Annotated in this window: 13 protein-coding genes; all 13 read right to left on the bottom strand. The window is 57.3% G+C overall.

Annotated features, from left to right (window positions below):
• Position 1: 1 nt before the first annotated feature.
• From ACZ5RG_RS03935 to ACZ5RG_RS03875, 13 genes are read right to left on the bottom strand one after another with little or no spacing between them, the layout of a single operon-like run.
• Positions 2-586 carry an NUDIX domain-containing protein gene (locus tag ACZ5RG_RS03935; protein ID WP_298602415.1) on the bottom strand — a complete coding sequence of 195 codons (585 nt, stop codon included), beginning with the start codon at positions 584-586 and terminating at the stop codon, positions 2-4.
• Positions 587-610: 24 nt separating this feature from the next.
• A complete protein-coding gene (locus ACZ5RG_RS03930; RefSeq protein WP_298602418.1) occupies positions 611-913 on the bottom strand; it encodes a DUF2818 family protein in 303 nt (100 codons plus the stop codon).
• Between the two features lie 16 nt (positions 914-929).
• The gene (nuoN, locus tag ACZ5RG_RS03925; RefSeq protein WP_298602421.1) at positions 930-2,417 is read right to left on the bottom strand and encodes an NADH-quinone oxidoreductase subunit NuoN; all 1,488 of its coding nucleotides are present in this window, start codon (positions 2,415-2,417) and stop codon (positions 930-932) included.
• A gap of 50 nt (positions 2,418-2,467) precedes the next feature.
• The gene (locus ACZ5RG_RS03920; RefSeq protein ID WP_019428582.1) at positions 2,468-3,943 is read right to left on the bottom strand and encodes an NADH-quinone oxidoreductase subunit M; all 1,476 of its coding nucleotides are present in this window, start codon (positions 3,941-3,943) and stop codon (positions 2,468-2,470) included.
• 22 nt (positions 3,944-3,965) lie between these two features.
• Complete coding sequence (nuoL, locus tag ACZ5RG_RS03915; protein ID WP_464447830.1) at positions 3,966-5,999, bottom strand: NADH-quinone oxidoreductase subunit L; 2,034 nt, start codon at positions 5,997-5,999, stop codon at positions 3,966-3,968.
• Between the two features lie 7 nt (positions 6,000-6,006).
• Positions 6,007-6,315, bottom strand: a complete 309-nt coding sequence (gene nuoK / locus ACZ5RG_RS03910; protein ID WP_026036407.1) for an NADH-quinone oxidoreductase subunit NuoK — start codon at positions 6,313-6,315, stop codon at positions 6,007-6,009.
• Positions 6,315-6,950 (bottom strand): NADH-quinone oxidoreductase subunit J, encoded by a 636-nt coding sequence (locus ACZ5RG_RS03905; RefSeq protein ID WP_298602426.1) that lies wholly within the window; start codon positions 6,948-6,950, stop codon positions 6,315-6,317. The genes nuoK and ACZ5RG_RS03905 overlap by 1 nt, the downstream gene beginning before the upstream one ends.
• Positions 6,951-6,987: 37 nt before the next feature.
• Positions 6,988-7,488 (bottom strand): NADH-quinone oxidoreductase subunit NuoI, encoded by a 501-nt coding sequence (gene nuoI, locus ACZ5RG_RS03900; RefSeq protein ID WP_019428578.1) that lies wholly within the window; start codon positions 7,486-7,488, stop codon positions 6,988-6,990.
• A 22-nt stretch (positions 7,489-7,510) separates the two neighbouring features.
• The gene (nuoH, locus tag ACZ5RG_RS03895; protein WP_298602431.1) at positions 7,511-8,593 is read right to left on the bottom strand and encodes an NADH-quinone oxidoreductase subunit NuoH; all 1,083 of its coding nucleotides are present in this window, start codon (positions 8,591-8,593) and stop codon (positions 7,511-7,513) included.
• Entirely contained in the window at positions 8,590-10,698 is a 2,109-nt protein-coding gene (gene nuoG, locus ACZ5RG_RS03890) for an NADH-quinone oxidoreductase subunit NuoG (protein ID WP_464447829.1), read from the bottom strand. The genes nuoH and nuoG overlap by 4 nt, the downstream gene beginning before the upstream one ends.
• Entirely contained in the window at positions 10,691-12,091 is a 1,401-nt protein-coding gene (gene nuoF / locus ACZ5RG_RS03885) for an NADH-quinone oxidoreductase subunit NuoF (RefSeq protein WP_298602436.1), read from the bottom strand. The genes nuoG and nuoF overlap by 8 nt, the downstream gene beginning before the upstream one ends.
• On the bottom strand, positions 12,091-12,579 hold the full coding sequence (gene nuoE / locus ACZ5RG_RS03880) for an NADH-quinone oxidoreductase subunit NuoE (RefSeq protein ID WP_108287322.1): 489 nt from the start codon (positions 12,577-12,579) through the stop codon (positions 12,091-12,093). Before nuoE ends, nuoF begins: the two co-directional genes overlap by 1 nt.
• Positions 12,576-13,829, bottom strand: a complete 1,254-nt coding sequence (locus ACZ5RG_RS03875) for an NADH-quinone oxidoreductase subunit D (protein WP_464447828.1) — start codon at positions 13,827-13,829, stop codon at positions 12,576-12,578. The genes nuoE and ACZ5RG_RS03875 overlap by 4 nt, the downstream gene beginning before the upstream one ends.

Here is a 13,829-nt window from a genome sequence, read left to right as displayed (position 1 = left end):
CTCAGGGCACGGTTTGCCAGGTCAGCGGCCAGCTGCCCGCGAGCATGTTCTGAAGCCACAGCACGCCCGTGAGGGTTTTGGCATCGGTGACTTGCCCGTCGCGGCACCAGGCCATCAACTCGGCAGGGGTGGCGGTGAAGACGTCCAGAAACTCTTCAGAATCCAGTTGGCGCTCACCCAGCGTCAGGTCTTTGGCAAACCAGATTTCAATCACTTCGGTCGAGTACGCAATCACAGGGTGCAACACGCCCGCCCTCGCCCATTGACGGGCGGTGTAACCGGTTTCTTCCATCAGCTCGCGCTGAGCGCACAAGCCGGGTTCTTCGCCCGCATCGAGCTTGCCAGCAGGGAACTCGATCATCACCTGCCCGACGGGGTAGCGGTATTGGCGCTCCAACACAAGGCGCAGGCCCTCGGGTGTGTCGAGCAGCGGAATGACCATGACCGCACCCGGATGAACCACATATTCGCGCGTGGCCAATCCTTGATTGGGCAATCGAACGGTGTCGCGAAAGGCGTGCAAGAAGTTGCCGCGCAGCAATTCTTGCTGGCTGACCCGGTGCTCGATCAGGTGGTCGTCAGACATGCGCGCGTCCAAACCCAACAGCGCTCAATGTTGACGGTGCATGAGATAGCGGTAAACAAATCCGGGGAATGCCAAGGTCACAAACATGGTGCCTGTGATGGCGTAAAACTCCCAGCCTTGGGGTGCAATTTGGCCGCCATGGTTTTCGAATGCCAAGCCGATGGCACCCACCACGAAGTACAACACCACCAGTTCAGCCAATCGCCATACCAGGGGTTTGGTGCTGCGCTGAGGCCCCAGCACCAAGATCCGCTGGTTGATGAAGGGCAAATTGGCCGCCAGCAACGCCAGTAAGACCAAAAAGCCGATTTGCACAGAGGTTGACATGCTCAAGCAACGCCGATCAGATGACCAACATGCGGGCAATGGCATCTGCGCACAGTGCCATCAAGGCACCCGGCATGATGCCCAACACCAAAACCAGCAAGCCGTTAACCGACAACACCACGCGCACATCTGTGTCGGCCGACACCGTGGTGGCCGTCACAGGCTCATCAAAGTACATGACCTTGACGACTCGCAGGTAGTAGAACGCACCGATCAACGACATGATCACGGCGAAGATGGCCAGCCCGATGTAGAAACTCTGACCCGAGACGATCAGCGATTGCAACACCGACAACTTGGCATAGAAGCCCACCATCGGCGGGATACCGGCCATGGAAAACAGGCAGATCGCCATCACGCCAGCGTACAGCGGGCTGCGCTGGTTCAGACCAGCGAGGTCGGTGATCTCTTCGCTCTCAAAGCCTTGACGGGCCAGCAACATGATCACGCCAAAACTGGCCAAGGTGGTCAGCACATACGAAACCATGTAGAACATGGCCGAGCTGTAAGCGTTGGCAGCCAGAGTGGTTTGGCCATTGATGACACCGGCCACAAAACCCAGCAGCACAAAACCCATTTGCGCGATGGTCGAATAGGCCAGCATGCGTTTGAGGTTGGTCTGGGCAATGGCGGCCAGGTTGCCAACCAGCAAAGAACCAATGGCCAAGAATGACAACATTTGCTGCCAGTCAAAGGCCAGTGGCAACAAGCCTTCGACCAACAAACGGATCATGATTGCAAAAGCCGCCAACTTGGGGGCACCGCCAATCATGAGGGTCGCCGCCGTTGGTGCACCTTGGTACACGTCCGGAATCCACATGTGGAAGGGCACGGCACCGATCTTGAAAGCCAAACCGGCAACGATGAAGACCAAACCGAACACCAGCACCTGGTGGTTGACTTGGCCCGAAGCCACTGCCTTGAAAACAGACGACAGTTCCAAGCTGCCTGTGGCACCGTACATCATGGACATGCCGTAGAGCAAAAAGCCCGAGGCCATGGCACCCAGCACAAAGTATTTCATGGCCGCTTCTGTGGCTTGCGTGTGGTCACGGCGCAAAGCGACCAGGGCATAACTGGACAAAGTCAACAGCTCGAGGCCCAGGTAGATCACGATGAAGTTCTGCCCCGAGATCATGAAGCTCATGCCCAGCAAGGCGAACATGCTCAGGCTGAACAGTTCACCACCACGCAACATGTCGCGATCGGCGGCATAGGGACGTGAATAAACCAGGGTGACCATGACGGAAATCGTGGCAAAACACTTGAGCCAATGGCCCATCGGGTCACTGACCACCAGGCGACCAAAGCCGTAGAGCGTTTGTCCGGCATCGGCCGACATGGCGTGCAGCCAAGCCACTCCGCCCAATGACAACAAGGTCAAGGCGTAGGTGGCGGTGCGCTTGGGGCTTTTCACGAAGAGGTCGGCCAGCGCAATCACGCAGGCCATGACCAGCAACACGATCTCCGGATAAATCGTCATCCAGCTGGAGTTGTCCATCATCTGTGTTCTCTCAATTCTTCTAATCAGGCTAAACGTTCAATGCCCGTTGCTCAAGGCAACTTGGACATGGCAACGTGCTTGAGCAAGTCGGCCACCGAAGTGTCCATCACGTCGGTGAAAGGTTTGGGGTAGACACCCATGTAGAGCACTGCGGCGGCCAGCAAGGCCATCACCAGGAACTCACGGCCATTGATATCGGTCAGGTCTTTGACGTCGTCGTTGGCAACAGGGCCGAGGTACACGCGCTTGAACATCCACAGGGTATAAGCTGCACCAAAAATCAGGGCCGAAGCCGCCAGGGCACCGATCCAGAAGTTGAACTTCACAGCACCCAAAATGACCATCCACTCGCCCACGAAACCGGCTGTGCCTGGCAAGCCGCAGTTGGCCATCGAAAAGAACAATGCAAAGGCGGCGAACTTGGGCATGGTATTGACCACGCCACCGTAGCTGGCGATTTCACGCGAGTGCACGCGGTCGTACAACACACCGATGGACAAGAACATGGCCGCCGACACGAAGCCGTGCGCGATCATTTGCACAATGCCACCGGACACGCCCAAGGGGTTGAAGATGAAAAAGCCCAAAGTCACAAAACCCATGTGCGCCACCGATGAGTAGGCCACCAGTTTCTTCATGTCTTGCTGCACCATGGCCACCAGACCCACGTAGACCACGGCGACCAGAGACAGCACGATGATGAACATGCCCCATTCGCGAGCCGCATCGGGTGCGATGGGCATCGAGAAGCGCAAGAAACCATAAGCACCGAGCTTGAGCATGATGGCGGCCAACACCGCAGAGCCGCCTGTGGGCGCTTCGACGTGCACATCGGGCAGCCAAGTGTGAAATGGCCACATGGGCACTTTCACGGCAAAGGCCGCAAAGAACGCAAAGAACAACAGTGTTTGCACGGTGCCCGACAGCTGCAGCTTGTGCCAAGTCAGGATGTCAAAGCTGCCATTCGAGGCGGTGTACAGATAAATGAGGGCAATCAGTGTGAGCAAGGAGCCCATCAAGGTGTACAGGAAGAACTTGAACGCCGCGTAAATCTTGTTCGGGCCACCCCAAATACCAATGATCAAATACATCGGGATCAAGGTCGCCTCAAAGAAGACGTAAAACAAGATGCCGTCCAAGGCACTGAACACACCGATCATCAGACCCGACAGGATCAGGAAGGCGGCCATGTACTGGTTGACTTTGCGCGTGATGACTTCCCAGCCCGCAATGACCACGATCACGTTGATGAACGCCGTCAACAGCACGAGCCACAAAGAGATACCGTCCACGCCCAAGTGGTAGTGCACATTGAAACGCTCGATCCACGACGCCTTTTCAACGAACTGCATGGCCGAAGTGCCGAGCTGAAAGCCCGAATACAAAGGCAAAGTGATCAGGAAACTGACGATCGAACCGACGAGAGCCAACCAGCGCACTGCGCGGGCTTGGCTGTCACGACCGAAGGCCAGCAAGATGACACCGAAAGCAATCGGCGTCCAGATGGCAAGGCTTAACAATCCCATTTTTATCTTGTCCTCAAAATCGTTAAGCGAGCCAGACGAAATACGTCATCAGCACGAACACACCCAGAATCATGACCAGGGCATAGTGGTACAGGTAGCCTGACTGGAACCAGCGCACCACGCCAGAAACCAAGCCCACGACTTTCCAGGAACCGTTGACGAAGAAGCCGTCGATGATGGCGCGATCGCCCACCTTCCACAGACCCGAACCCAAACCACGGGCGCCTTTGGCCAGGATGTTCTCGTTGATCCAGTCCATGAAGTACTTGTTCTCCATGACCACGATCAACGGACGCAAGGCGCGGGCAAAGAATGCGGGCACTTTGGGGTTAACCAAGTACATGTACCAAGCGGTCACCACACCGGCCAAAGCCAGCCAGAACGGTGCTGTGCTCAGGCCATGCAGTGCCATGGCCACTGGGCCGTGGAAGGACTCAGCCAGCTCTTTCATGGCGGGGTGCTTGACCGCGTCAATGAAGATCACATCTTTGAAGAACTCGCCATACAGCATGGGCTGAATGGTCATGAAGCCGATCACCACCGAAGGAATGGCCAGCAAGACGAGCGGCACGGTCACAACCCACGGCGACTCATGCGGCTTTTCATGGCCATGGTCGTCATGGCCGTGGTGGTGGTCATGCCCATGGTGCGCATCAGGGTTCTGGTCGTAACGCTCTTTGCCGTGGAAGACCAAGAAATACATGCGGAACGAGTAGAAGGCGGTCACAAACACGCCGACCAACACCGCAAAGTTGGCAAAACCAGCCGCAGGCAAGTGGCTCAGGTGCACAGCTTCGATGATGCTGTCCTTGGAGTAAAAGCCCGAGAACAAAGGCGTGCCGATCAAGGCCAGCGAACCCAGCAGCGAGGTGATCCAGGTGATGGGCATGTACTTGCGCACGCCACCCATCCAGCGGATATCTTGGTTGTGGTGCAAGCCCATGATGACGGAGCCAGCACCCAAGAACAGCAGCGCCTTGAAGAAGGCGTGCGTCATCAGGTGGAACACCGCCACCGAATAGGCCGATGCACCCAACGCCACGGTCATGTAACCCAATTGCGACAGGGTTGAATAAGCCACCACACGCTTGATGTCGTTTTGGATGATGCCCAAAAAGCCCATGAACAACGCCGTGATCGAGCCGATCACCATGATGAAGTTCAAGGCTGCATCGGACAACTCAAACAGAGGCGACATGCGGGCGACCATGAAGATACCGGCCGTCACCATGGTGGCAGCGTGGATCAACGCGGAGATGGGGGTTGGACCTTCCATCGAGTCAGGCAACCACACATGCAAGGGGAACTGGGCCGACTTCCCCATGGCACCGATGAACAGGCAAATGCAGATCACGGTGATCAGCATGCCATCCAGGCCAAAGACGTACCAAGGGAAGTTGATGGCGGCCAGCTCATTGGCTTTGGCAAACAACTCGGTGTAGTTGAGCGTGCCGGTGTAGGCCACGATCAGGCCAATGCCCAGGATGAAACCGAAGTCACCCACACGGTTGACCAAGAAGGCCTTCATGTTGGCGAAAATGGCAGTCGGTTTGTTGTACCAAAAGCCGATCAGCAGATAAGACACCAGACCCACGGCTTCCCAACCGAAGAACAGCTGCAGCAAGTTGTTGCTCATGACAAGCATCAACATCGAGAAGGTGAACAGCGAGATATAGGCAAAGAAGCGGTTGTAGCCTTCGTCTTCTTCCATATAGCCGATGGTGTAGATGTGCACCATCAGCGACACAAAGGTCACCACGCACATCATCATTGCAGTGATGCCATCGACCAAAAAGCCGACTTCCATCTTCAGACCACCCACCACCATCCAGGTGTAGAGGGTCTCGTTGAAGCGGGCACCGTCGATGACGTTTTTGAGCGTCATGGCAGACAGAACGAGCGCCACAAAAACACCCAGAATGGTCAGGGTGTGTGACAGGCGACGGCCAATCCAGTTGCCACCAAATTGGGTGCCGAGGACGCCGGCCAACACCGAGCCCACCAGGGGCGCGAGGGGCACAGCCAACAGCGTGCTTGCGTTGAGGGTTTGACTCATATTCTTGTTAACCCTTGAGCGAATTGAGTTCGTCCACGTTGATGGTGTTCTTGTTACGGAACAACAGCACGAGGATGGCCAGGCCGATGGCCGATTCAGCAGCCGCCACGGTCAAGATGAAAAACACGAACACTTGACCGTGCATGTCACCCAGGTAGTGAGAGAACGCCACAAAGTTCATGTTCACGGCCAGCAACATCAATTCGATGGCCATGAGCAAAACGATCAGGTTCTTGCGGTTCAAAAAGATGCCGATCACGGCCAATGCAAACAGCATGGCGCCGAGCGACAGGAAATGCCCCAAGGTCAGTGTCATCATTTGCTTTCCTCCGCAGGAGCCACAGGCGCAGGCGCCGGTTGTGTGACACCCATCTTGACCAATTGCATACGGTCTGCTGCGCGCACCTTGACCTGAATGGAAGGATCAATCGCCTTGCTGTCCTTGCGCTCACGCAGAGTCAGGGCAATCGCCGCGATCATGGCCACTAACAAAATGGAGGCGGCGATCTGGATCGGCATCAGGTATTCGGTGTACAACAAAATGCCCAGGGCCTTGCCATTGTCGACAGGCACAGCGCCAGCCAACATGGCCGGTGCTTGGGACAAGCGGAAACCAGACAACAACACTGCCGCCATTTCAAGGGCCACGATGGCTCCCAAAGTCGCAGCCAGCGGAAAGTTTTTCCAGAAGCCCTTGCGCATGGTGTCGATGTTGATGTCCAGCATCATCACCACAAACAGGAAGAGCACCATCACAGCACCCAAGTACACCAGCACCAGCACGATGGCCAAAAATTCTGCGTTAAGCAGGAACCACACCGCAGAAGCTTGCGAGAAAGCAAGCATGAGGTACAGCACAGCGTGCACGGGGTTGCGCGCAGTCACGACTCGGAAGGCTGCAAACAGCAGCACCACCGAGAAGAGGTAGAAGAAACCGGTCTTGACGTCCATAGGTCTGTCTTTTTAAATGTTCAGGACTGGGCAGCGTTCAACGGTAAGGAGCATCGGCGGCTTTGGCAGCTGCGATCTCTTTTTCGTAACGGTCACCCACAGCCAGCAACATGTCCTTGGTGAAGTACAGGTCGCCACGTTTTTCACCGTGGTATTCGAAGATGTGCGTCTCGACAATCGAGTCCACCGGGCAGCTTTCTTCGCAGAAGCCACAGAAGATGCACTTGGTCAGGTCGATGTCGTAGCGGGTGGTGCGGCGTGAGCCGTCTTCGCGTTGACCGGCTTCGATGGTGATGGCCATCGCGGGGCAAACAGCTTCGCACAGTTTGCATGCGATGCAGCGCTCTTCCCCGTTGTCATAACGGCGCAAAGCGTGCAGGCCACGAAAACGCGGCGACAGCGGTGTTTTTTCTTCCGGGAACTGCACCGTCACCTTGCGGGCGAAAGCGTAGCGTCCGGTCAGGGCCATGCCCTTGAGCAACTCCACGAGCATGAAGCTCTTCAGGAAGTCCTTGATCGAGAAGGAGGAAGCAGTCATTGTTGTCATGGTCGTGAACCGCTTATTTCCAGATGTTCCAGGGTGAGAAAAGCCAAGCGCCCACCACCAGCAGCCACACCAAGGTGACCGGAATGAAAATCTTCCAGCCCAGACGCATGATCTGGTCATAACGGAAGCGCGGGAAAGTGGCACGAATCCAGATGAACATGGACACGACCACGAAAGTCTTGAGGCCCAACCAGATCCAGCCCGGAATCATGTTGAACAAGGCACTGTCGATGGGCGGCAACCAGCCCCCCAAGAACATGATCACGGCCAGAATGGACACGAGCCACATGCTGGCGTATTCGGCCAAGAAGAAGATGGCAAAGCCCATGCCCGAGTACTCGACCATGTGACCGGCCACGATTTCGGCTTCGCCTTCGACCACGTCAAACGGGTGACGGTTGGTTTCAGCCACGCCAGAGATCAGATAGACGATGAAAATCGGCAGCAACGGCAGCCAGTTCCAGGACAGGAAGCCCAGACCCATGTGGGCCATCTGGCCCTTGCCTTGAGACAACACGATCTCGGTCAGGTTCATGCTGCCCGACACCATCAAAACCACCAGGAAACAAAAGCCCATGGCGATTTCGTAGCTCACCATTTGGGCAGATGCACGCAGCGCACCCAAAAAAGCGTACTTGGAGTTAGAGGCCCAACCCGCAATGATCACGCCGTAAACCTCGATCGAGGTGATGGCCATCACCAGCATCAGGCCGGCATTGATGTTGGTCAGTGCGACTTCAGGCCCAAAAGGAATCGCCACCCATGCGGCCAAAGCGGGCATGATGGCCATGATCGGACCCAAGCGGAACAAGCCCAAGCTGGCCGCAGACGGGTTGATCAATTCCTTGGTCAACAACTTGAGTGCATCGGCAATCGGTTGCAACAGACCCATGGGGCCTACGCGGTTGGGTCCGTGGCGCACTTGCATAAAGCCCAGCAGCTTGCGCTCCCACAGCGTCAGGTAAGCCACAGCGCCCATCAGCGGCGCAAGGATGGCGACGATCTTGAGCAATATCCACAACACAGGCCAGACCAAAGTGGCCCACCATGTGGCAGCGATCAGGTTCAAGCCGCCGTTGTACAGAGCATCAATCATGCTGTCACCTCCTGGCGTGCGTCTGCGGTCAACTGCAAAGACGGTGCACGGCGAACGATGCTGTCGAGCTGATAGATCGAAGCGACCGCAGGCGCACTCACCGGCCCAGCCAAACGAATTTCAGCGCGAACAGCGTTCGATGCAGCCAGCGGCTTGGCTGTTGCACGGGCCAATACGTCTTGTGAAGTTTCAAAGGCCACGCCCGGAATCTCGAGCAAATTGGCCAGCACGCGCAACACCTTCCAGGCGGGACGGGTTTCAGCCAATGGCTTGACCACCGCATGGAAGCTTTGCAGACGGCCTTCGGCATTGACGAAACTGCCCGATGTTTCGGTGAACGGTGCAATCGGCAACAACACATCGCTGAAAGCCATGTTGGCTTTGAACGGGCTGAGCGTGACGACCATCTCGGCCTGGCCCAGGCTCTGGGCAGCGGCAGCACCTGCGGCGCTGTCGAACTCGGGTTCGGTGTTGAGCAAGATCGCGGCCTTGAGGCCACCGGCCAGCATCTGGCCAGCGTTTTTGCCGCCGGTCTGCGGCTGCGCACCCACCCACTGCGCGCCCACGGTATTGGCCGCTTCGGTCAAGTAACCCAAGCTGGCACCGGTTTGCTCGGCGATCCAGTTGGCCAAGGCCAACAAGGATGAAGCATTGGCGTGGTGCGCTGCGGCATTGCCCAGCAACACGGCTTTGCGCTCGCCGCCCAACAAGGACTTGGCGATGGCTTGGGCTTGCGCGGTCACGTTGCCAGCCGCGGGAGCCGTCACGCCTTTTTCTGCAGCGATGGCTGCAGCCACATCGGCCAAGGCTTGCGCCCAGGCAGCCGCATCGGCCAACACGGCTTGCGACACAGGCATGGCCCAAGCGTCAGCGTGGGCGAAATCAGCTTGCGATGTGATGACATTCAATTGAGCGCCTTGGCGCACGGCATGACGCACGCGCAGGGCAAACAAGGGATGGTCTTTGCGCAAGTTAGAGCCCACAACCAGCACACGCTGCAAAGTGCTCAGTGAAGCAATCGATGTGCCCAAAGTGCGAACACCTTCAGCGGTGCCAAATTCGGCGTTGCGCAGACGGTAATCGATGTTGTCCGAGCCCAGGCCGCGCACCAAAGCGCCAGCCAAGTACAACTCTTCCAAGGTGCTGTGCGGGCTGACCAGTGCGCCGATGCTGTTGGCACCGTGATCACGCTGGATATTGCGCAGGCCATTGGCCACGTATTCGAGAGCGGTCTGCCAGTCGACGGTTTTCCACTCGCCACCTTGCTTGAGCATGGGCTGGGTCAAGCGGTCTTCGCTGTTGAGGGCTTCGTAAGAGAAACGGTCGCGGTCGGCAATCCAGCACTCGTTGACTTCTTCGTTCTCCAGTGGCACAACGCGCATGACCTGGTTGTTCTTGACCTGAACGATCAGGTTGGCACCCGACGAATCGTGCGCAGCCACCGACTTGCGGCGCGACAACTCCCACGTACGGGCGTGGTAGCGAAAAGGCTTGCTGGTCAATGCGCCCACCGGGCAGATGTCGATCATGTTGCCCGACAACTCGGAATCAATGGTCTGACCCAAGAAGGTTTCGATCTCGGCATGTTCACCGCGGTGGGACATGCCCAGCTCCATGGCGCCCGCCACTTCTTGGCCAAAGCGCACGCAACGTGTGCAGTGGATGCAGCGGCTCATCTCTTCCATCGAGATCAGCGGGCCGACTTCCTTGTGGAACACCACGCGCTTTTCTTCTTCATAGCGCGATGTCGTACCGCCGTAACCGACCGCCAAGTCTTGCAACTGGCACTCACCGCCTTGGTCGCAAATCGGGCAATCGAGCGGGTGGTTGATCAGCAGGAACTCCATGACCGACTTCTGGGCCGCAATGGCTTTGTCGCTCTTGGTGCGCACGATCATGCCTTGCGTCACGGGCGTGGCGCAGGCGGGCATGGGCTTGGGGGCCTTTTCGACCTCGACCAGGCACATACGGCAATTGGCCGCGATGGAGAGTTTCTTGTGGTAGCAGAAATGAGGGATGTAGGTGCCGGCTTTTTCAGCGGCATGCATCACCATGCTGCCTTCGACAACTTCCACTTTCTGACCGTCGAGTTCTATTTCAACCATGGGTCTTCACCGTTGACACATCGGCACCGACCATGCAGGTCTTGTGTTCAATGTGGTGTACAAATTCGTGACGGAAATGCTTGAGCATGCCGCGCACCGGCATGGCCGCTGCGTCACCCAAGGCGCAAATCGTGCGGCCCATGATGTTGCCGGCCACGCTGTCGAGCATGTCGATGTCGCTGGCACGGCCTTGGCCGTTTTCAATGCGGTCCACCATGCGCCACAACCAACCAGTGCCTTCGCGGCAAGGCGTGCACTGGCCACATGACTCGTGGGAGTAAAAATAAGACAGTCGGGCCAAAGCCTTGACCATGCAACGCGTTTCGTCCATGACGATCACCGCGCCCGAACCCAACATCGAACCGCCCTCTTTGGCGATGCTGTCGTAGTCCATGGTGAGTGTCATCATCAAATCCGCAGGAACGACCGGCGAAGACGAACCACCCGGGATCACGGCCTTGAGCTTGCGGCCACCGCGCACGCCACCAGCGAGTTCAAGCAGCTTGGCAAAGGGCGTGCCCATGGGCACTTCGTAGTTGCCGGGGCGCTCGACATCACCGCTGACCGAGAAGATTTTGGTGCCGCCGTTGTTGGGCTTGCCGCATTCGAGGTAGGCCTGACCACCGTTGCGGATGATCCAAGGCACTGCCGCGAAAGTCTCGGTGTTGTTGATCGTGGTGGGCTTGCCATACAGGCCAAAGCTGGCTGGAAATGGTGGCTTGAAGCGCGGCTGGCCTTTTTTGCCTTCCAGCGATTCGAGCAATGCCGTTTCTTCGCCGCAGATGTAAGCGCCAAAACCGTGCGATGCGTGCAGCTGGAAGTTGAAGGTGCTGCCCAGAATGTTGTTGCCCAGGTAGCCTGCGGCACGGGCTTCTTCGAGGGCCGCTTCAAAACGCTCGTAGGTGTGGAAAATTTCGCCGTGGATGTAGTTGTAACCCACGCTGATGCCCATGGCATAAGCGGCAATGATCATGCCTTCGATCACTGTGTGCGGGTTGTACTCCATGATGTCACGGTCTTTGCATGTGCCCGGCTCGCCTTCGTCCGAGTTGCAGACCAAATACTTTTGACCCGGGAACTGACGGGGCATGAAGCTCCACTTCAAGCCCGTCGGGAAACCCGCACCACCTCGTCCGCGCAGGCCGGATTCTTTGACGGTGGCGATCACCTGGTCTTGCGTCATGCCGGCGATGCCGGTTTCAGGGTTCGGTGCGCTGCCGTCTTTGCCCAAAATTTTGCGCAATGCAGCATAGCCGCCACGTGCTTCGTAGTCTTTGATGCCCCAATTGCGGCCATTCAGACCGGCATAAATTTGCGGGTTGATGTGGCGGTCATGGAAGCAAGTTTCAACGCCGGTGGCCTGGAATTGACTCAGGATTTGTTCGACTTTCATCAAGCGGCCTCTGCTTTCTTCAGGCTGTCGACAAGCTGGTCAAGCTTTTCATGGCTCATGAAACTGCACATGTGGCGGTCGTTCACAAGCAGCACAGGCGCATCGGCGCAAGCGCCTTGGCACTCGCTGGGCTGCAAGGTGAACAGGCCATCGGCGGTGGTTTCACCCACATGGACGCCCAACTTGTGCTCCAGATGCGCCAGTGCCTGAGCACCGCCACGCAACTGGCAAGGCAGGTTGGTGCAAACGTTCAACTTGAACTTGCCCACCGGCTTTTGGTTGTACATGTTGTAGAAGGTGGTGACTTCGTGCACCGCCATCACTGGCATGCCCAGCACCTCGGCCACGACCTGCTCACTGTCGGGACTGACCCAGCCAAGCTCTTGCTGCACGATCGACAGGCAGGCCATGACGGCCGACTGCTTTTGGTCTGCAGGGAACTTGGCGACTTCACGCGCAAAGCGTGCTTTGGTTGACTCAGAGATCATCGGTCAATCTCTCCAAAAACGATGTCCATGGTCCCGATGATCGCGACCGCATCGGCCAGCATGTGGCCGCGGGCCATTTCATCGAGAGTGGCCAAATGGGCAAAGCCCGGGGCACGAATTTTGAGGCGGTAAGGCTTGTTGGCACCATCGCTGACCATGTAGATGCCGAACTCGCCCTTAGGGTGTTCGACCGACGCATAAGCCTCGCCTTCAGGCACATGAAAACCTTCGGTGAAAAGCTTGAAATGGTGGATCAAGTCTTCCATATTGGACTTCATGCCTTCGCGTGAAGGCGGTGCCACCTTGTGGTTGTCGGTAATGACTGGGCCAGGGTTGGCACGCAACCACGCAACGCACTGTTGGATGATGCGGTTCGATTCGCGCATCTCTTGCATGCGCACCAGGTAACGGTCATAGCTGTCACCGGTTTTGCCCACAGGCACGTCGAACTCGACTTTGTCGTACGCGTCATAAGGCTGCTTCTTGCGCAAATCCCAAGCAATGCCTGAGCCACGCAGCATAGGGCCGGTCATGCCCAGATTCAGGGCTCGCTCGGCTGGCACAACGCCGACGCCGACCGTGCGCTGTTTCCAGATGCGGTTGTCGGTCAGCAGGGTTTCGTATTCGTCGACGCACTTGGGGAAACGCTGCGTAAAGTCGTCAATGAAATCCAGCAAGGAACCGTTGCGGTTTTTGTTGAGCTGCTCAATGGCCTTGGCATTTTTGATCTTGCTGACCTTGTACTGCGGCATGCTGTCCGGCAAATCGCGGTACACGCCACCCGGACGGAAATACGCGGCGTGCATACGGGCACCCGACACGGCCTCGTACATGTCAAACAGATCTTCACGCTCGCGGAAGGTGTAGATCAAGATGGTTGAGCTGCCGCAATCGTTGCCATGCGAGCCAAGCCACATGAGGTGATTCAGGACACGGGTGATTTCCGAAAACATCACGCGGATGTACTGCGCGCGCATCGGCACTTCAAGGCCCAGCATCTTCTCGATGGCCAGGCAGTAAGCGTGCTCGTTGCACATCATCGACACGTAATCCAGTCGGTCCATGTAGGGCAGCGACTGGATGTAGGTTTTGCTCTCGGCCAGCTTTTCAGTGGCACGGTGCAACAGGCCGATGTGCGGGTCGGCACGTTGCACCACCTCGCCGTCGAGCTCCAAAACCAGGCGCAACACACCGTGCGCAGCCGGGTGCTGTGGACCGAAGTTCAGCGTGTAATTCTTGATTTCGGCCAT

Source organism: Limnohabitans sp. TEGF005, assembly GCF_055394835.1.
Note: the sequence above shows the minus strand (reverse complement) of the source record. Positions and strands in the feature narration are given on the sequence as shown.

Coding starts and splice junctions, on each gene's coding strand:
- ACZ5RG_RS03920 (WP_019428582.1), bottom strand. CDS start 3,943: ATGGGATTGTTAAGCCTTGCCATCTGGACGCCGATTGCTTTCGGTGTC.
- nuoI (WP_019428578.1), bottom strand. CDS start 7,488: ATGACTGCTTCCTCCTTCTCGATCAAGGACTTCCTGAAGAGCTTCATG.
- ACZ5RG_RS03930 (WP_298602418.1), bottom strand. CDS start 913: ATGTCAACCTCTGTGCAAATCGGCTTTTTGGTCTTACTGGCGTTGCTG.
- nuoH (WP_298602431.1), bottom strand. CDS start 8,593: ATGATTGATGCTCTGTACAACGGCGGCTTGAACCTGATCGCTGCCACA.
- nuoF (WP_298602436.1), bottom strand. CDS start 12,091: ATGAAAGTCGAACAAATCCTGAGTCAATTCCAGGCCACCGGCGTTGAA.
- ACZ5RG_RS03875 (WP_464447828.1), bottom strand. CDS start 13,829: ATGGCCGAAATCAAGAATTACACGCTGAACTTCGGTCCACAGCACCCG.
- ACZ5RG_RS03935 (WP_298602415.1), bottom strand. CDS start 586: ATGTCTGACGACCACCTGATCGAGCACCGGGTCAGCCAGCAAGAATTG.
- nuoL (WP_464447830.1), bottom strand. CDS start 5,999: ATGAGTCAAACCCTCAACGCAAGCACGCTGTTGGCTGTGCCCCTCGCG.
- nuoE (WP_108287322.1), bottom strand. CDS start 12,579: ATGATCTCTGAGTCAACCAAAGCACGCTTTGCGCGTGAAGTCGCCAAG.
- ACZ5RG_RS03905 (WP_298602426.1), bottom strand. CDS start 6,950: ATGGACGTCAAGACCGGTTTCTTCTACCTCTTCTCGGTGGTGCTGCTG.
- nuoG (WP_464447829.1), bottom strand. CDS start 10,698: ATGGTTGAAATAGAACTCGACGGTCAGAAAGTGGAAGTTGTCGAAGGC.
- nuoN (WP_298602421.1), bottom strand. CDS start 2,417: ATGATGGACAACTCCAGCTGGATGACGATTTATCCGGAGATCGTGTTG.
- nuoK (WP_026036407.1), bottom strand. CDS start 6,315: ATGACACTGACCTTGGGGCATTTCCTGTCGCTCGGCGCCATGCTGTTT.